The sequence below is a fragment of the uncultured Olegusella sp. genome (assembly GCF_947253395.1).
GTDB lineage: Bacteria > Actinomycetota > Coriobacteriia > Coriobacteriales > Atopobiaceae > Olegusella.
In genome coordinates this window covers 1-20,332 of the sequence record NZ_CAMXYY010000020.1, presented here as the reverse complement: position 1 = coordinate 20,332, position 20,332 = coordinate 1, and the positions used below count along the sequence as shown (strand labels likewise).

22 protein-coding genes are annotated in these 20,332 nt (G+C 48.6%); 21 read left to right on the top strand and 1 reads right to left on the bottom strand.

All coding sequences use genetic code 11. From position 1 onward, the window contains the following. The 8 genes from Q0X25_RS03270 to upp all read left to right on the top strand — a co-directional run. On the top strand, nucleotides 1–778 hold a 778-nt coding region (locus Q0X25_RS03270), incomplete at its 5' end, for a serine hydroxymethyltransferase (protein ID WP_298579016.1). A gap of 69 nt (nucleotides 779–847) precedes the next feature. Then, on the top strand, nucleotides 848–1,306 hold the full coding sequence (rpiB, locus tag Q0X25_RS03265) for a ribose 5-phosphate isomerase B (protein ID WP_298579015.1): 459 nt from the start codon (nucleotides 848–850) through the stop codon (nucleotides 1,304–1,306). 73 nt (nucleotides 1,307–1,379) lie between these two features. Further along, nucleotides 1,380–2,543, top strand: coding sequence for a PucR family transcriptional regulator (locus Q0X25_RS03260; RefSeq protein WP_298579013.1), 1,164 nt, complete (start codon nucleotides 1,380–1,382; stop codon nucleotides 2,541–2,543). A 331-nt stretch (nucleotides 2,544–2,874) separates the two neighbouring features. Continuing rightward, the gene (gene argF / locus Q0X25_RS03255; RefSeq protein WP_298579011.1) at nucleotides 2,875–3,891 is read left to right on the top strand and encodes an ornithine carbamoyltransferase; all 1,017 of its coding nucleotides are present in this window, start codon (nucleotides 2,875–2,877) and stop codon (nucleotides 3,889–3,891) included. 108 nt (nucleotides 3,892–3,999) lie between these two features. Then, a complete protein-coding gene (locus tag Q0X25_RS03250) occupies nucleotides 4,000–5,532 on the top strand; it encodes a YfcC family protein (RefSeq protein ID WP_298579009.1) in 1,533 nt (510 codons plus the stop codon). A 58-nt stretch (nucleotides 5,533–5,590) separates the two neighbouring features. After that, nucleotides 5,591–6,448 (top strand): dimethylarginine dimethylaminohydrolase family protein, encoded by an 858-nt coding sequence (locus Q0X25_RS03245; RefSeq protein WP_298579007.1) that lies wholly within the window; start codon nucleotides 5,591–5,593, stop codon nucleotides 6,446–6,448. A 65-nt stretch (nucleotides 6,449–6,513) separates the two neighbouring features. Beyond that, nucleotides 6,514–7,521, top strand: coding sequence for an NAD(P)-dependent oxidoreductase (locus Q0X25_RS03240; protein ID WP_298579005.1), 1,008 nt, complete (start codon nucleotides 6,514–6,516; stop codon nucleotides 7,519–7,521). A gap of 276 nt (nucleotides 7,522–7,797) precedes the next feature. Further along, nucleotides 7,798–8,445, top strand: coding sequence for a uracil phosphoribosyltransferase (gene upp / locus Q0X25_RS03235; protein ID WP_298579003.1), 648 nt, complete (start codon nucleotides 7,798–7,800; stop codon nucleotides 8,443–8,445). A 15-nt stretch (nucleotides 8,446–8,460) separates the two neighbouring features. Here upp and Q0X25_RS03230 read toward each other — a convergent pair whose 3' ends face one another. Then, entirely contained in the window at nucleotides 8,461–8,766 is a 306-nt protein-coding gene (locus tag Q0X25_RS03230) for a hypothetical protein (protein ID WP_298579001.1), read from the bottom strand. Between the two features lie 185 nt (nucleotides 8,767–8,951). Between Q0X25_RS03230 and Q0X25_RS03225 the strand changes: the two genes are divergently transcribed. The 13 genes from Q0X25_RS03225 to Q0X25_RS03165 all read left to right on the top strand — a co-directional run bounded on the left by Q0X25_RS03225 (nucleotide 8,952) and on the right by Q0X25_RS03165 (nucleotide 20,262). Next, the gene (locus tag Q0X25_RS03225) at nucleotides 8,952–9,239 is read left to right on the top strand and encodes a hypothetical protein (RefSeq protein WP_298579000.1); all 288 of its coding nucleotides are present in this window, start codon (nucleotides 8,952–8,954) and stop codon (nucleotides 9,237–9,239) included. Nucleotides 9,240–9,265: 26 nt separating this feature from the next. Next, nucleotides 9,266–10,069: a F0F1 ATP synthase subunit A gene (gene atpB / locus Q0X25_RS03220; RefSeq protein WP_298578998.1), complete on the top strand. Its 804-nt coding sequence runs from the start codon at nucleotides 9,266–9,268 to the stop codon at nucleotides 10,067–10,069. A gap of 117 nt (nucleotides 10,070–10,186) precedes the next feature. Beyond that, nucleotides 10,187–10,381: an ATP synthase F0, C subunit gene (locus Q0X25_RS03215; protein WP_021626236.1), complete on the top strand. Its 195-nt coding sequence runs from the start codon at nucleotides 10,187–10,189 to the stop codon at nucleotides 10,379–10,381. Nucleotides 10,382–10,421: 40 nt separating this feature from the next. After that, nucleotides 10,422–11,024 carry a F0F1 ATP synthase subunit B gene (gene atpF, locus Q0X25_RS03210; RefSeq protein WP_298578997.1) on the top strand — a complete coding sequence of 201 codons (603 nt, stop codon included), beginning with the start codon at nucleotides 10,422–10,424 and terminating at the stop codon, nucleotides 11,022–11,024. After that, nucleotides 11,011–11,490, top strand: coding sequence for a F0F1 ATP synthase subunit delta (locus Q0X25_RS03205; RefSeq protein ID WP_298578996.1), 480 nt, complete (start codon nucleotides 11,011–11,013; stop codon nucleotides 11,488–11,490). The genes atpF and Q0X25_RS03205 overlap by 14 nt, the downstream gene beginning before the upstream one ends. After that, a complete protein-coding gene (atpA, locus tag Q0X25_RS03200; RefSeq protein WP_298578995.1) occupies nucleotides 11,480–13,129 on the top strand; it encodes a F0F1 ATP synthase subunit alpha in 1,650 nt (549 codons plus the stop codon). The genes Q0X25_RS03205 and atpA overlap by 11 nt, the downstream gene beginning before the upstream one ends. 8 nt (nucleotides 13,130–13,137) lie before the next feature. After that, nucleotides 13,138–14,055, top strand: a complete 918-nt coding sequence (gene atpG / locus Q0X25_RS03195; RefSeq protein WP_298578994.1) for an ATP synthase F1 subunit gamma — start codon at nucleotides 13,138–13,140, stop codon at nucleotides 14,053–14,055. Beyond that, nucleotides 14,055–15,539, top strand: a complete 1,485-nt coding sequence (atpD, locus tag Q0X25_RS03190) for a F0F1 ATP synthase subunit beta (protein ID WP_298578993.1) — start codon at nucleotides 14,055–14,057, stop codon at nucleotides 15,537–15,539. Before atpG ends, atpD begins: the two co-directional genes overlap by 1 nt. Before the next feature lie 7 nt (nucleotides 15,540–15,546). Continuing rightward, nucleotides 15,547–15,987, top strand: coding sequence for an ATP synthase F1 subunit epsilon (gene atpC / locus Q0X25_RS03185; RefSeq protein ID WP_298578992.1), 441 nt, complete (start codon nucleotides 15,547–15,549; stop codon nucleotides 15,985–15,987). 21 nt (nucleotides 15,988–16,008) lie between these two features. Next, a complete protein-coding gene (murA, locus tag Q0X25_RS03180) occupies nucleotides 16,009–17,295 on the top strand; it encodes a UDP-N-acetylglucosamine 1-carboxyvinyltransferase (RefSeq protein ID WP_298578991.1) in 1,287 nt (428 codons plus the stop codon). 100 nt (nucleotides 17,296–17,395) lie between these two features. After that, nucleotides 17,396–17,839 carry a metal-dependent transcriptional regulator gene (locus tag Q0X25_RS03175; RefSeq protein WP_298578990.1) on the top strand — a complete coding sequence of 148 codons (444 nt, stop codon included), beginning with the start codon at nucleotides 17,396–17,398 and terminating at the stop codon, nucleotides 17,837–17,839. Nucleotides 17,840–17,919: 80 nt separating this feature from the next. Then, nucleotides 17,920–18,816, top strand: a complete 897-nt coding sequence (locus tag Q0X25_RS03170; protein WP_298578989.1) for a UTP--glucose-1-phosphate uridylyltransferase — start codon at nucleotides 17,920–17,922, stop codon at nucleotides 18,814–18,816. 12 nt (nucleotides 18,817–18,828) lie between these two features. Further along, complete coding sequence (locus Q0X25_RS03165) at nucleotides 18,829–20,262, top strand: phosphoglucomutase (RefSeq protein WP_298578988.1); 1,434 nt, start codon at nucleotides 18,829–18,831, stop codon at nucleotides 20,260–20,262. Nucleotides 20,263–20,332 lie beyond the last annotated feature (70 nt).

Genomic DNA, 20,332 nt, shown 5'->3' with positions numbered 1-20,332 from the left:
TGCTAAGGAATGCAAACCAAAGCTCATTATTGCGGGCGCTTCAGCATATCCACGCATTATCGACTTTGAACGCTTTGCTGAAATTGCGCATTCGGTGGGGGCATATCTGATGGTGGATATGGCACATATTGCAGGTCTTGTGGCTGCGGGCCGACATCCTAGCCCCTTCCCCTATGCCGATGTAGTCACTACAACGACACATAAGACTTTGCGCGGTACACGCGGTGGGATGATCCTTACCAATGATGAGGAGCTTAACAAAAAGATAAACTCGGCGGTGTTTCCTGGTACACAGGGCGGCCCGTTGATGCATGTTATTGCGGGTAAGGCAGTTGCTTTGGGCGAGGCACTCAAACCTGAGTTTACAGCCTATATCGATCAGATGCTTCTTAACTGTCAAGCTCTAGGACAAGGCATGGTTGACCGTGGGCTTGCGCTTGTATCAGGTGGCTCTGATAATCATTTGCAGCTGGTAGATTTAACTCCCTTAGGTGAAGTTACTGGTCGTGATGCCGAGCTTGTGCTTGAAAAGGTGGGTATTACGGCAAACAAAAATACTATTCCAGGTGAGAAGCGTAGCCCCTTCAAAACATCTGGCCTGCGTGTTGGGTCGCCCGCAATTACCACACGTGGTTTCACCGAGCAAGAATGTCACCGCGTGGGAGAGATGATTGGCGAAGTGTTGGGTGCACTTGAAGATGAAACGTTAGCGACTCATATAGCGGCCGAAGTTCAAGCCTTGCTTGCCGCTCACCCGCTGTATCCCGAATTGGGTTAGGTTGGCTGTGGTCTTGTGTCATAGGTATGACGCATAGCCCATGATGCAAATGTGAGAGAGGATATGATTATGCGCGTTGCCATTGCTTCCGATCATGCAGGCTTTTTGCAGAAAAAACCTGTCATTGAGTTTATTCAGGATTTGGGTCATGAGGTGCTGGACCTTGGACCCGATAGTGACGATAGAGTAGATTACCCTGACTATGCTGATAAAGTTGCCCGAAAGGTCGCTTCTGGTCAAGCAGAATACGGTGTTTTGATTTGCGGCACTGGTTTGGGTATGGCAATTACTGCCGATAAGGTCGCAGGTATTCGTGCGGTGTGCGTGCAGGATACAACCTTTGCGCGCCTTGCTCGTGCACACAATAATGCAAATATCGTCTGCCTGTCTGGTCGTTTTGTGAGTCTGATGGACAACTGCGCCATCATTGAGACATTCTTGACTACAAAACACGCGGGAGGTCGTCATACAGATCGCGTCGCCAAAATTATGCGCGAGGATGATTCTGCCTTTCCCGGCGTAGAGTAGCAGTCAGGTGTAGGTCTTTGGCATTAAGTTTTTGGTTAGCCCCTTATTCCGCCTAGGAGTGGAAGGATGTGACATGGCTACTGTTGCAGATATTATTTCTCTTCCATCAATTTACAACGTACGTCTTGTTGCTCCTTGTGAAAAAGCAGAATCCCGCACGGTCACCAATGTTGGTATTCTTGATATTGGACCAGAATTTAATGGATATAGTGCGTATATGCCTGGGGAGTTTATCCTCACAAATCTTGGGTTTGCAAACGGCGATGAGCTTGAATCTGATCGTGCCTTACTTGCAATGATTGACCGTGGTGTAGCAGGTATTGGCGTAAAGACGGTATATGGGCCCCACATTGGGGAGGCAGTAAAAAAGAAAAGTAGCGAAAGCGGCGTACCCGTTTATCTTTATGAAGGTCGCTATCACGAAGCAGTTGTATTTGATGCGCTGAAGCTCATATATGAGGATCAGCAAGAGAAAGCACGCGAAGATGTGTTGCGTGCATTGATTGGTCCGAGGAGCTCCAAAGAAATCAGTGCTGCGCTGGCATCAATAAGCGTAGATGCGGGAGAACAACAGCTTGTATGTCTCGCATTACTGCTGCCAGAAGACTTTTCTCAAGCAAGAACTATGTTGGGCGATATACGCAATCGCATTACAATGGGTCAGATTAATGTGGAAAAGCGTAAATATATCGTCCAGCGATTTGATAACTACGCATTAGTGCTCATTTGCTCGTTGAGCCGTGACAATATGAGCGTGCAGCTGGAATGCGAAGCAAAAGAACTGGCAAAACAGCTACACACCCTTTTTATGAGTCCTTGCGGGGTGGGGAACGCTCTCGGTGCATCAGATTTTTGCTTAGTTTTGAAGACAGCACTTTTTGCGGCAAACTATGCCATGATTAAACATCAAGCCCTTGTGTCTTGGCGTGAGATGGGTGTAGAGAAATTTGCTTTGATTGCAAATTCTGATTTGCTGTACCAAGACGAGGCAAAATCAGTGCTTCATCAAATTGAAGCTGAGGATACCAACGGAGAGCTGATAAAGACACTCAGGATTTTCCTTTCTTACCAAGGAAGCATTTCTCAAACTGCAAATGCTTTACAGCAGCATCCCAATACTATTCGTTATCGACTCAAAAAGTTAAAAGCCTTACTAAATATAGAAGATGAGTCGGATAGATTTTTGGCAATAGCACTCTCGATAGCTTTGCTCCCCCTATCTGTGAACGGTAGGTAAGATGCTGTTAAGCGGTCTCTAAGCTCACCCCTAAAATGATTTCTTTTACCAAAATTACAGAGATTACCAGCGTATTTGTAAGAAATAACAAGATAACACTGGATTTATATGTAGTTCCTCCATTGCTATGTTCTCCAGCTTGCATTTAGACTCTGCTATAAGCAATGCGGAATTGCTTGCGTTACATGTGCGCGATCACATGCTGGTTTTCGGGACGGTCTGTCAGCAATGGCGGGAGATCTTCTCGGTCTGCCAGGAGGGGTCACCTTTTGTCTTGGGTGATGTCCGTCGGGAGAGAGACGGACTCTAGCCAAGTCGAAAGGGGCTTATTTTGTCTACATCTATTTTTCAAGGTCGTCACCTACTCTCGACAAGAGATTTCAGTCGCGCCGAACTTGAATGGCTTATTGGTTTTGCGGAACATCTCAAGGATTTGAAGAAACGCAATATTCCCCATCATTATCTTGAGGGGAAAAACATTGCTTTGCTTTTTGAGAAGACTTCAACACGTACTCGTGCAGCCTTTACTACTGCCTCGATTGATTTAGGTGCTCATCCAGAATATCTCGGGAAAAATGATATTCAGTTGGGTAATAAAGAGACAGTTTTGGATACTGCTAAAGTCCTGGGGTCGATGTTTGACGGTATTGAGTTTCGTGGTTTCAAGCAAGAGCATGTAGAGCAGTTGGCAGAGTATTCTGGTGTCGTTGTGTGGAACGGTCTTACCGACCGTGAGCACCCTACGCAAATGCTGGCAGACTTCATGACCATCAAAGAACATTTTGGCAAACTTGAAGGTATTAATCTTACCTATTGTGGCCAGGGCCGTAATAATGTTCAGAATTCTTTGATGATTACGTCTGCAATTCTTGGCGTGAATTACACCAATGCAACACCTGCCGAACTTGAACCTGACCCCGAAATTCTTGCAACTGCCCAGCAGCTAGCAAAGGAAAGTGGAGCCACCATTCGTGTTACGAATGATCCTATCGAAGCAGTTGTCGATGCTGACGTCATCTATACCAACGTATGGGCAGCTATGGGCGAGGAGTCCAAATTTGCAGAGCGTGTGCAACAAATGAGCCCCTACCAGGTAAATGCTGAACTTGTATCTCACATTAAGAATCCAGATTGGATTTTCCTCCACTGCTTGCCTGCCTTCCACAACACAGATACCGAATACGCCGAAGAGATCAGACAGGAGTTTGGAATCTCTGCTATGGAAGTTACGGATGATGTCTTTTATTCGAAGCATGCACATCAATTTAAAGAAGCGGAAAATCGCATGCATACGATCAAGGCAATCATGGCCGCAACGCTGGGGAATTTATATGTCCCATCTGTCTAGTTAGGACTCGTCTTTAATTTCGCCGACCTCGAGGGGCGGAATGCTAGTAGCTCAAGTTTATTTATCAAAATGGCTCGCCAGAAGACGGGTCGAGGGAGGAGGTCTGCCGTGGCCGAACTTACTACGCAACAAGCTGAGGAGAAAAAACCTCGCAAGCTTAAGAGCCCCAATACCTATGTCATTTTGTTTTTTGTCACATTAGGAATTGCTGCTTTATCATGGCTCATTCCAGGAGGCGCCTATGAGCTCAATGAAGCTGGTCAGGCAATCTCTGGTACTTATCATGTAGTAGATGCTAATCCTCAGGGTATTTGGGATGTCTTTCTTGCACCTATTATCGGCATGGTAGGCTCTGCTCGTACATCTGCTGCCATTGCCATTTCACTAACCATCATGGCATTTGGTAGTTTCCTTGAGATGATGGATAACACTGGCGCTATTAAGTCCTTCTTGGGTCAAGTTACTTCCAAAAGTCAGGGCAATATGCACGTATTGATCGTTGCTTTGGTTGCGATTATGGCTTTCTTTGGCACTCTTGAGGGCGCTTATGAGGAAGGCATTGTGTATTACATAATGTTTGTTCCTGTCATCCTATCTTTGGGATTAGACACCGTTGTTGCGGTAATGATTGTTATTATCGGAACTCAGGTTGGTTGCCTTGCCTCAACAGTAAACCCATTTGCAGTCGGTGTTGCCTCAGGTATTGCTGGTGTTTCTAGCGGTGATGGTCTGGCTTTGCGTGCAGTTCTGTTAGTTGTACTTGTTGCCCTTGCTTCGTTTGTGATTTGTCGCTATGCAGATAAAATTAAGGCGAACCCTGAGCTTTCTACCCAGTTCTTCCGCCGTGAAAAGGATTTGGCAGAATTTGCTGCTGCCGATCATGAGACTCTCGAAGAGTTAACGAGCAAGCAGCGCACGGCTTTAATTCTATTTGTTTTGGTTTTTACCATCATGATTTTTGGCTTTATTCCCTGGACCTCAATTAATCCATCCTGGACTTTCTTTGATGATTTTGTAAAATTCGTTGCAGAAATTCCTGTGCTCGGCACTGTCATTGGCAAAGACATCACGCCTTTTGGTAGTTGGTATTTCAATGAACTATCTATGCTTGTCTTTACTATGACCATCATTATCGGTTTTGTCATGGGTTATGACATTGAAAAAACTATCGACATTGTTATGAAGGGTGCTTCTGCTCTGGTATCGACAGCCTTTGTAGTTCCTATGGCACGAGGCATTCAGGTGGTTATGGATGCAGGTCAGATTACTCCCACTATTCTTCACTTTGGTGAGATAACTCTCTCATCGCTACCTCCCATTGCCTTTGTTATCGTGTCTTTGGTGTTCTATTTTGCAATTGCATTCTTTATTCCCAGTTCTACAGGTCTGGCTGCTGCAACCATGGCAATCATGGCCGCGTTAGCTCGCTTTGCCAATGTGCCTGTACATTTGATGGTCACAATCATGTGTATGGCTCTTGGTTTAGCAAAGATGGTGACACCCACCTCAGTCATTGTTATGACCTGTACTTCTGCGGCACATATGAGCTATGCCGATTGGATTAAGAAGATTCTCCCCATTTTGGGAATGTTTTTTGTCATTTGCTGCGTAACGCTCGTAATTGGCGTGACTCTCGGATAGCTCCATATCAAGGCATATGACTTGTTAGAGATTTGTAATTGAGCTGGAAGGAAAAGAAATGTCTGAAGAAAAAATTTACGTTTCTAATGCTACAAACCCACTGAAGAAAGTTATGGTTTGCTCGCCTAGGTATTACACCTTTAATGATATTAATGTCATTACTGCCGAGTGGATGAAGAAGGGCGATACCGAGAAAAACGATGTTATGGTTGCTGAGTGGCAGACCTTAGTGGATGCCTACCGCGACAATGGAATTGAGGTTGTGGAAGTTGAAGCAAAGCCTGAGTTTCAAGTAATGACATTTGCTCGTGATTACGGCTGCATGGTTAAGGAAGGTGCCATTATGGGGCACTTCCGCCATCCTGTTCGCCAAGTTGAGGCTCAACAGTATGAAGCAAAGCTAAAAGAGATGGGCGTCCCCATTATTGCACGCGTCAATGCGGGTTGTATGGAAGGCGGCGACTTCTGGATGCTTGATGAGCATACGCTTGCTTTTGGCATGGTTGATAGGACCGACGATCAGGGTGTCGCAAGTCTGCGTTATCAGCTTGAAAAGTTTGGCTACACCGTTGTAGGTGTACCTTGTCCACCACAGAATTTGCATCTCGATATGATTTTTAATATTGTGGCTCCTCAGGTGGCATTGGCTTGTATTGATCAGCTACCGTATAACTTCCTTCAAATGCTCAAGCGTCGTAATTTTGAGCTTATTCCCGTTGCAAGTGAAGACATGTATAAGCATGGCTGCAATGTGCAGTGCATCGGCAACAACAAAGTCATTGCAATTGAGAAAAACAAGCATATTAATGACAAGATGCGTGCCTTGGGTATTGAGGTTATCGACGTGCCGTTTGATCAGATTTTGCATGCCGGTGGTGGACCCCACTGCCTTACTCAGCCCATTGAGCGCCCTTAGATCAAACATAGTTTCTTGGATGCTCGCCTGTATGGGCGAGCATCTTTTTAGGGAGGTGAGATGTCATGAAAGTGCTTATTAGTGATTATTCTGAAAGCATGATGCCTGAGCATTCACTCGAAATTAAAACATTAAGAGAAGGTCTTGGTGAAGACCTAGAAATAGAAGTTTTTCCCTATACCGATGAAACTCGAACAAATTTTTATGAAAAACTTTCTGATGCGGATGCACTGCTCACAGCTTTTATCCCTCTGAATGAAGATGCTTTTGAGCATGCTCCCAAGCTGAAAGTTATTGGCATTAATGCAACTGGTTGGGACAATATAGATGTAGAGGCCGCTACGAAACGTGGGATTGGCATATGTCCTATAGGGGAGTATTGCACCTGGGATGTTTCAGAGAGCGCTATTGCATATCTTTTTGCTCTTAACAAACATCTTAAGTTTTATTCCAAACAAATTGAAGAGAATCATGTGTGGGATTTTGCCGCCGCCCCCCAATATCCGCGTTTACAAGATCAAACGCTTGGCATTGTGGGTTTTGGAAAGATAGGTCGTTGTACGGCGGGTAAAGCACAAAATCTAGTGCACGACATTATGGCATATGATCCCTACGTTGATGAGGCAGAATTCACGGCGCGTGGCGTAGTCCAAGCAAAAACGGTCGAGGAATTATATGAAAAGGCAGATGCTATCGTATGCCATATGAGTCTAAATGAAGGCAATCGAGGCTTTTTCGACGCTGCAGCATTTTCTTCAATGAGACGGCATCCCATTTTAATTAATTTGGGTCGTGGCCTTAGTGTTGATGAAGCGGCTTTAGTTAAAGCGCTTGATTCGGGACAAATTCGTGCCTTTGGTGCTGATGTTTTGTATGACGAAACTCCTGACCTTGCCCATCATCCGCTTGTAGGCAGGGATAACGTTATTATCACTCCTCATGCAGCGTTTTATTCAACCTCATCAATGCGGGATATCCAAGTTTTTTCATGCAACAACATCGTTAATTTCTTACTCGGACATAAGGATAAATTATTCCGGTTGATTAATGACGTCGAGGTAGCAGCACATTAAAAGCAAACTCATCACTAGAGAAAAAGCGGATGTTACCTTATGGCAGCGTCCGTTTTTTGATTGCACAAATTTTTACACGAGGCTTTAGGTAGCCTTCTTAAGACGATAGAGCTCAGACAATGAACTGAGTGGCGGGACAGCTCATGGCTACTTCTATCTGCCATTTCTATCGAATGAACAATTCACATGTCGTTCTGCGCTAGAATTTGGGAGGTATTAGGGGACTGCAACAACATATCAGGTGCATTGCAGTTCACGCGAAAGAAAGGATCGCCTATGGCAATCGAGTTTGACGAGAGCCGCTTTACCATCATTGATCACCCCCTTGTACAGCACAAATTGCACATTCTGCGCGATAAGAACACCTCTACGAAGCAGTTCCGCGAGCTTGTGAGCGAGCTCGCAATTTTTGAGGGTTATGAAGCTATGCGCGATTTTCCGCTAGAGGACGTTGAGGTTGAGACTCCGCTTGAGACCGCCGTATGCAAGCGTCTCTCGGGTAAAAAGCTTGCCATTATTCCCATCTTGCGTGCAGGCCTCGGTATGGTTGATGGCATCTTATCCCTTGTTCCTTCTGCTCGCGTGGGCCATGTTGGTATGTATCGTGATCCTGAAACCCATGAACCACACCAGTACTACTGCAAGTTTCCTCAGGATATCGAGAATCGTACCTGCCTGATTGTTGATCCCATGCTTGCAACCGGAGGCTCACTTACCGCTGCCATTCAGTTCCTACGTGAGGCAGGAGTCAAAGATATTCGCGCTTTGACCCTTGTGTCAGCTCCAGAGGGCGTCAAGGCAGTTCTTGACTTTGATCCTGAGGTGCGCCTGTATACCTGTGCCCTTGATCGTCAACTTAATGAGGCTGCCTATATTCTTCCTGGTTTAGGTGACGCAGGCGACCGCATTTATGGCACCAAGTAAATAGAGCAACAAGCTCTACTGATCTTTTTTAGGTGATTTAGGTTTGAGAAAGCGCAGGATGCCACCACGGCCATCCTGTGCTTTGTCAACTTCAGAGATATGCACATACTTGTCACAAATGGCTTTGGTGCGCAGATATTCATGGCCGCGCGGGTCGGTGACGGGCACTAGCTCCTCGGGGCTATCGGCAAAATAATGATCAGGACCCTCATCTATGTGGGGGTTTGCCAAAACATAGCCACGCATGCAGGTTCCACGCCAGCGACCAGTGCGTTCGTTGCGTTCGAATTTGCCAAACTCGCAGTCCGTGCAATGTAGCATAAGAAGTCCTGTTCTCAGGTAGCCTACTAGTATCTGTACTCAATTTTGATGATATGGTAAGTGAGAAATGCAAAAATATCTCAGACTAATGTGATGAAGGCGTAAGTTCGTACATAGTTCAGAGGGAGTACAATTTACGAGAACTATACTGCCGTCTGATTTGATTTGCGGTAAGGAATAGCGCCTTGGAGACATGGAGTACAGTAGTTATAGGTGCTATATGTGGCATAGTGGGAGCTCTCCCACAGGCATATTTGTTTGAGCGTGCTATGCAACGGCACGGGAAAGTGAGTATTGCTTTAGGGCTAGTGAGTGTTATTGTGTCACTTTGTGTATTTGAACTTGCTCTTTTTGTCGTGTGGATGGTGGCGCCAAAGCAAGAGCTGAGTTTTGGAATTGCGTTAGTAGCTGCATATCTCAGTCTGTGGGCTGTTGAAGCAGTGCGCGCCTGGCAAGATGCCCAAAAAGGCTGAGGGTCGGGTTGGGGAAAGGACTTGCTGTGGAAGTCTTTGATAAGCTGCCAGCGGTTGTGGATGAGCTCGTAAGGGGCTTTGATTCCACGCCAGCTTTTGGCAACCTAGGCTTTGGAATTACTCAGTATTCATTCTGGCTGTACCTCTCCTGCATTTTGCTGCTGGTTCTCATGGTGGTCTTCACTAAGGCCCAGGCACAATCACTTGCTCCTAAAGGCAAGTTTGTCAATGGCATGGAGTTTCTCATCGAATTTGTACGCGATGATCTTTGCATTGGTATGCTTGGTCGCGACAAGTGGCGCAAGCACTTTCCCTATCTTGCGACGCTATTTTTCTTTGTTTTGGTCAATGATGTGGTGGGTATTGTGCCTGGTATGCACCCTGGCACGGGCACCATTGGCACTACTGCAGCTCTTGCTCTTGTCTCATTTATCTACTTTATCTGGATGGGCGTTAATGCCAAAGGTGGTTGGGGTTATATCAAGAGTCTCGCACCCGAAGGCTTGCCGCTGCCCTTAGCTCTTCTTGTATGGGTCATTGAGATTTTTTCTACGCTTTTACGCCCTATCACTTTGGCTATTCGTCTTTTTTGCAATATGTACGCAGGCCACATTGTTATGGGTACCTTTGCCGTTTTGGCATCAATGTTTTTCCAGCCCCTGCTGGTCGCATTTAACCCTGCAAATGCTGCAGGCATCTTTGCTTCGATTGCATGGGTACTCGTTCTCATCATTATCTACCTTGTAGAGATACTAGTTGCAGCTATTCAGGCATATGTTTTTACGCTTCTGACTGCTGTTTACATTAACTCTGCTGAGGAGGGCGACTAGTTACCATTTTTACCGTATATCACGGTATAAATTGGCCTTGTGCGGGTATAAGACCCGCTTGGCATAACGTGTAAGAAAGAACACGCACGTCTTTTAAGCAAGTCATAAGGAGGAACCGTGGGAGTTATTGGTTACAGCCTCGGCGTTATTGGTGCTGGTCTAGGCATTGGTTTGGCAGCATTTGGCGCTACAAGTGCAATGGCGCGTCAGCCTGAGGTGCAAGGCCGTCTGTTCACCGTATTTATTCTCGCGTCCGCATTTGTCGAGGCCCTAGCTCTGATCGGCTTCGTTGTTACCCTGATTGCTAAATAAGCATTGGGTGGCAAAGACGTTCTGGACGGAGGCTAGCAATATGGATAACAAGATGCCGAAGGGTGTGCACAAGCTTGCTGCACTGAGTTTCGCTGTGATTTCAGCGGCTTCTCTCTCAGGCTGTAACATGCCAGAAAGCGCGAGCATTCTGATCCCCAAGCCTGCGGAGTTTATTCCCGCACTGATTGCCTTCCTAGTCATTTGGTTTTTGTTGGCAAAGTATGCTTGGCCCACAATCACTAAGACCTTAGATGATCGCCAGGCAAAAATTCAAGAAGACTTGGATGCTGCGGAGCGTACGCGCGCTGAGCTCGAAAAGGAAAAGCACGAATATGCTACCCGTGTAGATCAGGCGCAGCGTGAAGCAGGAGAAATTGTTGCCGAGGCAAAGAAAGACGCAGAGTCTGTGCGTTCTGAGGTGCTTGCTAAGGCACAAAAAGAAGCTTCGAGCATTATCGCAAAGTCGCATGAAGCTCTTGAAGGCGAGCGCCGTAAGGCCATGATTGAGCTCTCGGGCTCTGTTGTAGACCTTTCTGTCGAAATTGCAGGCAAGATTATCGGCAATGAGCTCTCTGAGGATCAGCAGCGTGCCCTTGCTGAGAAGTACCTTGCAGAAGTGGGAAAGACTAATGACAAAGAGTAGCGACGACAGGCAGAAGGTTGAGGCTTACGCTCGCGCGCTGATTGAAGCGGGTCGTGCTGAGGGTCGCCCCAACGCTGACCTCGTGCAGTGGCTGCATGCAGGTAAGTTCTCACCTGAGGTTCTCGAGGCGCTGGGCGCCATGCATCATGCTGGTGACCTAGAGCTTATTGATGCTGTCTCCAAGCAGTACAAAGAGATTATCGATAGTGAGGATAACACTGTAAATGTTACGGTGACCACAGCGGTTCCGTTAGATGAGGAGCTGCGCCGCAAGGTCAAGACAAAGGTCGAAGCAGATCTTGGTCGCCCCATTTACCTTGTCGAGCGAGTAGAGCCCGAGATTTTGGGCGGAATTATTATCGAGCAGCGTGGCAAGCGTTTTGATGCTTCGGTGCGAGCACAGCTCACCAGCATTCGCAGGCAGCTCTCAACTACCTTTATTGGAGTTGATGACAATGACAAATAGCATTAGCTCCAGCGAGGTCATGAATGCATTGCGTGACAGGCTGGCACAAATTGGCACGACGGTAGATCTTAATGAGGCATCCATCGTTACGTCGGTAGGAGATGGCATTGCTCGTATCGACGGACTCAAGACGGCTATGGCTGGTGAGCTGCTAGAATTTACCAGCTCTCGTACTGCTCACTCAATCTATGGCCTTGCTCAAAACCTTGACACCGATTCTGTTGGTGCAGTTTTGTTTGGCGAGGTAGATACCATCAGAGAGGGCGATGAGTGCCATACGACTGGTCGCGTTATGGATATTCCTGTTGGTCATGCCATGCTTGGCCGTGTTGTTAATCCTTTGGGTCAGCCTATCGATGGTCAAGGCCCCATTAACACATCGCACCGCCGTCCCATTGAATTTAAGGCTCCCGGCATCATGGAGCGTCAGCCCGTGTGCGAGCCAGTACAGACTGGCCTCATAGCGATTGACGCGATGGTGCCTATCGGTCGTGGTCAGCGTGAGCTTATCATTGGCGACCGCAAGACGGGCAAGACCGCTATCGCTATTGACGCTATCGTCAACCAGCGCGAAACCGACATGATTTGTATCTATGTTGCGATTGGTCAAAAGGCATCTACGGTCGCAGCTATTCGTGAAGAGCTTGCTCAGCGTGGCGTTCTTGGCAAGACCATCATCGTTGCTGCTACTGCTGCTGACTCCGCTCCCATGCAATACATCGCACCTATGGCAGGTGCTGCTATTGGTGAGTACTTTATGTACAACGATAAGCAGGGTAATCCTGCAGATGCAAAGCACCCCGGTGGACACGTTTTGATCGTCTACGATGACCTATCAAAGCAGGCTGTGGCATACCGTCAGATGTCCCTCACGCTACATCGTCCACCTGGACGTGAGGCTTATCCTGGCGATATCTTCTATCTACACTCTCGCTTGCTCGAGCGTGCAGTCAAGATGAGCGATGCCCATGGCGGAGGCTCAATGACCGCTCTTCCCATCATTGAAACCCAAGAGGGCGACGTTTCTGCTTATATTCCGACTAATGTAATTTCAATTACCGATGGTCAAATTTATCTGCAGTCAAGCCTTTTCTTCCAAGGACAGCGTCCCGCAGTTGATGTGGGCATTTCGGTTTCGCGCGTGGGTGGCGCTGCTCAACTGGCTGCTATGAAGCAGGTAGCAGGTACGCTGCGTTTGGATTTGGCCAGCTACCGCGAAAAGCAGGCCTTTGCGCAGTTTGGCTCTGACCTTGATGCTACGACGCGCTATCAGCTCAACCATGGTGCTCATATGATGGAGTTGCTCAAGCAAAAACGTTTTGCAGCACTGCCGGTAGCCGATCAGGTTATCTCGATTTTTGCTGCCAAGGAAAACTTCCTTGATGATATTGACCTTGAGAATGTGGTGCTATTCCGCGACGAGCTGGCCAAGTATATGAATGAGCGTCACGGGAAGCTGCGTCGCACTATCGTTAAGAGCAAAATCAGCGACAAACAGGCAGAGCGCCTTAAGATGCACATTGCGCATTTTAAAGAACAGTTCCTCGCCAAGTATCCCAATCAAGAGGAGATTGACGTCGAAAGTTTCTCTGAGGATGCACAAGATTCTGATGACGCTCTGAAGATAACCGAGGCATAAAGGCAGACATGGCGAATCTTCGTGACATATCGCATCGCATGTCCTCTATCAGGAGCACTATGCAGATTACGCGCACAATGGAGATGATCTCCACGGCGCGTATTCAGCGTGCTTTGCAGAAAGCTGAGGAAGCAGAACCGTACAAGGATGCAATTACCAACATTCTTGCCAACGTGGCCGCTGCAAGTTCGCTGTCTGAATTTCCGCTGCTTGTGCAGCGTCAACAGGAAAAGAGTGTACTCTTTATCCTGATTGCTTCAGATCGCGGTCTTGCCGGTGGTTTTAATATTGTGCCTCAGCGCGAGGTTGAGCGTGAGATGCAAAAGCTTGCCGCCCAAGGTAAGCAGGTAAGTATTATTACCTGTGGTCGCAAACCTACCGAGTACTTTAGCTATCGCAAGACAATGCCTGCTCTTTCCTTTGTAGGGATTTCTGCCGAGCCTACTCGTGATGAAGCGGAACGTATTGCTTCATATGTAATAGATTCGTATGCCTCAGGTAGGGTTGACCGCGTAGTTATTAAGTATTGGCATGCAAAGAACCGCATGGAGCAGCAGCTGGTCACTGAGCAGTTGCTACCCTTATCGCGCAAGAAGCTCATGATGCCAAACAAACCACGCAATCCCGAGGCAATGGGAGAGGTTACGCTTGAACGTTTCCCCACCTTTAGTTTTGAGCCTTCGGCTTCAGAAGTTTTGGGTTATCTCATTCCTTCCTATATCCGAACGGTGATTTACCATGCGCTTCTCGATTCGGCTGCGGCGGAGCACGGCGCTCGCCGTCGCGCCATGCAGTCAGCCACTGATAACGCCCGGGAAGTTTTGAGTGGCCTCGAGAGGACCTACAACCGCGTACGCCAGAGTTCGATTACCACAGAACTCAACGAAATTATCGGTGGCGCAGCCGCATTGGAGGAAAGTAACTAATGTCTATGGAAACTACGAGAGAGCGCAGCGCTCTCGAGGACGCTGCGATTCAGCAGATGTCTCGTACCGCTGGTACAGGCACCATTGTTCGTATCGTTGGCCCTGTCGTAGACGTACAGTTTGGCAATCGTATGCCAAGCATTTATACGGCATTAACGGTCGAAGCTGATACGCCAATGGGTCACATTTCGACTATCCTCGAGGTTGAATCACAGCTCCCCAATCGCGTAGTGCGTACCGTTGCCATGTCTTCTACCGACGGCTTGCAGCGTGGTGTCAAGGTAAAGGCTACGGGCCATCCCATGATGATGCCCGTTGGTCCATCAACTTTGGGTCGCGTGTGGAATGTCATGGGTCAGCCTGTTGATGGCAAACCTATACCTGATGATGTTGAGTATTATCCCATCCACCATCCCGCACCAGCCTTTGATGAGCTGACTACTCAAACAGAGATTTTTGAGACGGGTATCAAGGCGATTGATTTGCTTGAGCCCTATGTTCGCGGTGGTAAGACAGGCCTTCTAGGTGGCGCAGGTGTTGGCAAGACTGTTTTGATTCAGGAGCTTATTAACAACCTTGCACAAGAGCATGGTGGTACCTCAGTCTTTACGGGTGTTGGTGAGCGTACTCGTGAGGGTACTGACCTTTACCTTGAGATGAAGGAATCTGGTGTTTTGGAGAAGACCTGCTTGGTCTATGGTCAGATGAACGAGCCGCCTGGAGCGCGCTTGCGTGTTGGTCTGGCTGGCCTAACTACCGCCGAATACTTCCGCGATAAGGGCCAGGACGTGTTGCTTTTTATTGACAACATCTTCCGTTTTTCGCAGGCAGGCTCGGAGGTTTCTGCGCTGCTTGGTCGTATGCCTTCTGCTGTTGGTTACCAACCTACGCTGGCTACCGAGATGGGCGATTTGCAAGAGCGCATTACCTCGACACAGCAAGGTTCTATTACCTCTGTTCAGGCAGTCTATGTTCCTGCAGATGACCTGACCGACCCCGCCCCTGCAACAACCTTTACCCACCTAGATGCCACGACGGTTCTTTCACGTTCTATTGCATCTCTGGGCATCTATCCTGCGGTTGATCCTCTGGCAAGCTCTAGCTCGGCACTAGATGCCAGCATTGTTGGCGAGGAGCATTATCGTGTTGCGGTAGCTGTGCAGGAGATTTTGCAGGAGTACTCCGACCTGCAGGACATCATTGCTATTTTGGGTATGGATGAACTTTCCGAAGAACAGCAGCTCGTTGTTGCTCGTGCGCGCAAAATTCAGCAGTTCCTGTCGCAGTCCTTCCATGTTGCCGAAAAATTCACTGGCAATGCAGGTGTGTACTGCAGCATTGAAGAAACCGTTCGCTCTTTTGCAGAGATCGTTGATGGCAAGTGCGACGATCTTCCCGAGCAGGCTTTCCGCTATGCGAGCTCAATTGATGACGTGCGCGCTCGTGCCGCCAAGATGGCAGAAAACTCTGTAGCAGGAAAGTAGGACGCCTATGTCTTCTATTACCTGCCAGTTTGTCCGTCCAGACAAACTTCTCTTTGAAGGACACGCCAAGCATTTGACCCTCCTCACCCCTTCGGGTGAGGTAGGTGTCTGGCCTGGGCATGCCGCAGAAATTTGCGCTCTTGGTGACGGCGTAGTGCGCTTGCACCCCGTTGACGAAGAGGGCGCAGGCCAGGTGAACGTTATTATTTCAGGTGGCTATGCCGAAATTAGCAATGACACGGTCATCATCTTGGCTGACCACGCACGTCGCTCGGATGATATTGATCCCAAAGTTGTGCGACAAACGCGCCAAAAAGCTTTTGATGCAAAAGAGCAACTTGCTGCAGATGACCACAGCAATGCGTATTATGACGAAAAGATTAAGTGGTGCAACCTGCTGCTGAAGCACGCCGCCTCCTCTGATGCGACTGCTACAGTAGAGGAGTAGCAGGCGACGAAAGAGGGCCTCATGGAAGCAATACAAGTCGAGGGTGGACATCCCCTTAGTGGTGAAATTATCGTTGAGGGTGCAAAAAATTCCACTCTAAAGCTTATGGCGGCTACCATTTTGGCCCCTGGCGTAACAACACTTACCAATGTGCCCAATATTGCCGATGTGCATGTGATGGGCAAGGTGCTTAAGCGTCTTGGTGCTGAGATTGAGGTTGCAGATGAGCATACGCTTCGTATTGATACTTCAGGTGTCGACAAGTGGGAAACACCGTATCAATTAGTAGTTCAGATGAGAGCCTCAACAGCAGTGCTTGGCCCTTTGTTGGGGCGTTTTGGCAAGGCAGTTGTTGCCATGCCTGGCGGCTGCAACATTGGTGCTCGTAAAATTGATATGCATATCCTTGGTCTTGAGGCGTTGGGCGTGAGTTTTGATATCGATCATGGCAATATCCATGCTTCGACGCCTCATGGCTTGATAGGTTCGACGGTGACCTTGGATTTTGCCAGTGTTGGTGCTACTGAAAACCTCATGATGGCATCGGTGCATGCGTGCGGAACGACCGTTATTGACAATGCCGCTCGCGAACCTGAGATTGTCGACCTAGCCAATCTTCTTAATGAAATGGGTGCTCATATCAAGGGCGCGGGCACTCCTGTCATTGAGATTACAGGTACCACAGAAACTCTTCATCCGGTGGAACATCGCACCGTCGGTGATCGTATTGAAGCGGGCACCTTTATCGGTATGGGCGGGTTAGCTGGCGGTCCTTTGACTGTGCGCGGTTTTGACCCCCGTCATCTTGACCTCGTTTTGCGCAAATATGAGCTTATGGGGCTTGATATTGAGCGTCTTTCTGACGGTGTCGTCGTGCGCAAAAATGGTCCTATTAAGCCAACGGATATTCAAACCCTACCTTTCCCGGGCTTTCCAACTGATATGCAGGCGCAGACTATGTGCTTGTTGGCGCTTGCTCATGGCAGCAGCGTTGTAACCGAGAATGTCTTTGAGAATCGCTTTATGTTTGCCAGTGAGTTGCAGCGCATGGGTGCTGACATTGTTATCAAGGGTCATCATGCTATTGTGCACGGTGTTTCGTGTTTCTCGGGAGCCGAGGTAAAGGCCCCCGATCTTCGTGGTGGCGCCGCACTTGTCATGGCTGGTCTTGTTGCTGATGGCTATACCACGGTTACCGACGTGCATCATATCGATCGAGGCTATGAAGGCTTTGTTCCCAAACTTACCTCGGTGGGCGCTGTCATTCGCCGTGTCGATTTGCCCGATCTCGGTTTTGATAGCGAGTAATCTATATCTGCTTGACCGTTCACGGGTATTGTGGTGTTTGACAAACCGCTTCAGTGGGTAAAGTTAGCCTCAACTGATGTCGAACGAAGGGTTTTCACATATGACTACAAAGTCAGGTAAAGTCAACACTCACGGTACTGATAGCCTTTCTATGTCGAGCGAGGATTACCTCGAATCTATCTATAGGCTGAGTCGGACAAGCGATAAGCCCGACTCAGGTGTTCACTCGGTCGATGTTGCCGATCAGCTGAATGTTTCTAAGGCAAGTGTTAACAAAGCGCTGACCGCCTTGAGAGAGGCTGGCATGGTCGAGCAGGTGCGCTATGGTCGTATCGAGCTGACACCCCAAGGCCGCGAGTATGGTCGTGATATCTGGCGTCGTCACCTTACGCTGCGCGCTTTCCTCGAGCAAGAGTTGGGTGTTGATCACGAGACAGCAAATGCTGAAGCTTGTCTTATGGAACACGATCTTTCTGCGGACACTATGAATCGCTGGGTTAGTTATCTAGAGAAGCAGGGCGTTTCTCTCAATATCGAGTTGTAACTTGTAGAGCTACTCGCGCGTTCTGCTCTATACATAAAGATATCTGCTAGAAAATGCAGCACAAACGAAAGGACTCTTTTATGAAGGCCGTAATCCCTGCCGCAGGTCTTGGGACCCGTTTTCTTCCGGCTACCAAGGCGCTGCCCAAGGAACTTCTTCCTGTACTTGATAAACCTGTTATTCAGTATGTGGTAGAAGAGGCATTGGCGCCTTCTGCAGTTGATGGTGTTGTGATCGTTAACTCTCATGAAAAGCCACAGATAAATGAGTACTTTTCGGTAGATAAGCATTTTGAGGAGTATCTTGAAGCGCATGGCAAACGTAAAGAAGCAGAGCTTGTTCATGAAGCAGGTGCTCTGCCGGTAAGCTTTGTATATCAAGATGATCCGCGTGGTCTTGGTCATGCAGTGCTGTGTGCTGCTCTAGAGACAGCCGACGAGTCGTTCTTTGTTCTGCTTGGTGACTATTTTGTGCCCGATAAGCAGATGTGTGTACACATGCAAGAGGTATCTGAGGCTCATGGCGGCGCCTCTGTCATTGCGGTGGCACCTGTGCCTGCTGAACAAGTGAGCCGCTATGGCATTATCGCCGGCGAACGCGTTGAGAGTCTTTCTGGTTTTGAAGATGCAGCCGATGAGGAAGCTGGTGCTGTCTGGAAGGTTAGTGGTCTGGTAGAAAAACCTAATCCAGAAGATGCTCCTTCCCATCTCTTTATTGTTGGTCGCTACCTCTTGTCTGCCCGAGTGATGGAGCTTTTGCGTACTCAAGGCCCCGGTGCTGGTGGTGAGATTCAGCTTACCGATGCAATGGCACGTCTTCTTGAAGAAGAAGAAATGTACGCTGTTGTCGTGGATCCCAACGATGGCTGTGATACGGGCACTCCCGCCGCTTGGGCGGCCACTAACGCTCGTATGGCGCTTGCTAACCCCGCAACCCGTGACGCCTTTATTGAGGGCCTCGGCGGAGCGAGAATCTAAGGGGCAGAATGTATGCCCGTCATTAGGTTTGCTCCCTCTGGCTGGCAGGGGCGCTTTGACGGAGACTTTAGCGAAGCCAATGTCACGCGTGTCGCTGGAGCTATTGGTGCAATTTGGTCTCAGCGCTATGGTGATGCCCGTGTGTATGTGGGCTACGACAGGCGCTACCACGCCGAATCATTTGCATTGCTTATAGGCAAGACGCTTGCGGCTTTTGGGCTACAGCCGCAGGTGTCCCTTGGCGCTTGTCCTTTGCCAGCAGTTGAATGGGCCGCAGCAAACGATAGCCATGCAGCAGGCGCACTCATGGTTACGGCTTCTGAGAGTCCCTGTGAGTATGGTGGCATTATTGCTCGCGGTAAAGATGGTGGTCCTGTAACCTCTGCATTTGCACGTGAGGTTGAGAGGCGTGTACTGGCAAATCCTTTTCCCACCTATGGTGAGGTCGAGCGTACCGATTTAGTAAAACCTTATCTCGGTAATCTTTTGTCCTACTTTGATGCCGATCTGATTCGCTCGGCACAGTTAAGGATTGTGCTTGATCCCATGTACGGTGCGGTGTCTGGGGTTTTGTACAATGCGCTTGAGATCATGGGCTGTTCGGTTACCGAGATTCATGGGGATCGGCGCGAAGATTTTGATGGCTTGCATCCTAAACCTGTAGAGCCTTGGGTAGATGAGTGTGAGCAGTTGGTTATCTGCCAGCACGCGGACGTGGGTCTTGTGCTTGATGGTTATGGCGATCGTGCCGCGCTTATTGACGAAAAGGGGAGGCTGGTTGTTGCACACAACCTTGCCCCTTTAATCCTGGGCTATCTTGTCGAACACCAGGGGCTGCGTGGCCGTGTGGTTACCACGTTGGCGAGTTCTATGCGTATTGTTTCACAAGCAAAGCGCCTTGGCTTAGAAGTTACTCAGGTGCCCGTAGGTTTTGATCGCCTCTATGCTGAAGTGCGCCAGGGTGATGTTGTAATGGCTGCAGAGGAATACGGTGGCATCTGCGTGCCAACACATCTGTATGAGCGAGATGGCCTTTTGACTTGCCTTTTGGTGTTGGAGCTTTTGGCACAGGAGCGACGTCCGTTATCCGAGCTTGTAGATGAGCTTTCCGAGCGTTTGGGTGCCATGTCATATATACGGCGTGATTTACGTCTGGATTCTGCCGCATCCCAAACGCTGCGCAATTTGCTTCCGGGACTCAATCCGCCTACTCTGGCGGGAATGGAGCCCGTGTCGGTCAATCATGCCGAGGGATTGCGTGTGCAATTCAAAAATGGCTCTTGGGCGATGCTTCGTCCATCCCGATCAGGCTCCTACGTGCGCATTTATGCCGAGGCGGCAAATGCTGAAGCACGTGACGCACTGATTGAGGCTATGTCACAGCTTGCAAAGCATCCTCATATATGGAGAAACCATAGAGAGTCGTCTACAACCCTCGTAAAGTAGAGGCGGGGTGCGTATAGTGATTCCTCGCGTTGCAGCGCACAAGCAACGCAGCGAACCTTGAAAACCGGAT

Bases quoted from the DNA above. Each gene is read 5' to 3' on its own strand.
- Q0X25_RS03165 (WP_298578988.1), top strand. From the start codon at position 18,829: ATGCCCGTCATTAGGTTTGCTCCCTCTGGCTGGCAGGGGCGCTTTGAC.
- atpG (WP_298578994.1), top strand. From the start codon at position 13,138: ATGGCGAATCTTCGTGACATATCGCATCGCATGTCCTCTATCAGGAGC.
- rpiB (WP_298579015.1), top strand. From the start codon at position 848: ATGCGCGTTGCCATTGCTTCCGATCATGCAGGCTTTTTGCAGAAAAAA.
- Q0X25_RS03240 (WP_298579005.1), top strand. From the start codon at position 6,514: ATGAAAGTGCTTATTAGTGATTATTCTGAAAGCATGATGCCTGAGCAT.
- atpF (WP_298578997.1), top strand. From the start codon at position 10,422: ATGGATAACAAGATGCCGAAGGGTGTGCACAAGCTTGCTGCACTGAGT.
- Q0X25_RS03245 (WP_298579007.1), top strand. From the start codon at position 5,591: ATGTCTGAAGAAAAAATTTACGTTTCTAATGCTACAAACCCACTGAAG.
- upp (WP_298579003.1), top strand. From the start codon at position 7,798: ATGGCAATCGAGTTTGACGAGAGCCGCTTTACCATCATTGATCACCCC.
- atpA (WP_298578995.1), top strand. From the start codon at position 11,480: ATGACAAATAGCATTAGCTCCAGCGAGGTCATGAATGCATTGCGTGAC.
- Q0X25_RS03205 (WP_298578996.1), top strand. From the start codon at position 11,011: ATGACAAAGAGTAGCGACGACAGGCAGAAGGTTGAGGCTTACGCTCGC.
- murA (WP_298578991.1), top strand. From the start codon at position 16,009: ATGGAAGCAATACAAGTCGAGGGTGGACATCCCCTTAGTGGTGAAATT.
- atpC (WP_298578992.1), top strand. From the start codon at position 15,547: ATGTCTTCTATTACCTGCCAGTTTGTCCGTCCAGACAAACTTCTCTTT.
- Q0X25_RS03230 (WP_298579001.1), bottom strand. From the start codon at position 8,766: ATGCTACATTGCACGGACTGCGAGTTTGGCAAATTCGAACGCAACGAA.
- Q0X25_RS03260 (WP_298579013.1), top strand. From the start codon at position 1,380: ATGGCTACTGTTGCAGATATTATTTCTCTTCCATCAATTTACAACGTA.
- Q0X25_RS03175 (WP_298578990.1), top strand. From the start codon at position 17,396: ATGACTACAAAGTCAGGTAAAGTCAACACTCACGGTACTGATAGCCTT.
- Q0X25_RS03170 (WP_298578989.1), top strand. From the start codon at position 17,920: ATGAAGGCCGTAATCCCTGCCGCAGGTCTTGGGACCCGTTTTCTTCCG.
- atpD (WP_298578993.1), top strand. From the start codon at position 14,055: ATGTCTATGGAAACTACGAGAGAGCGCAGCGCTCTCGAGGACGCTGCG.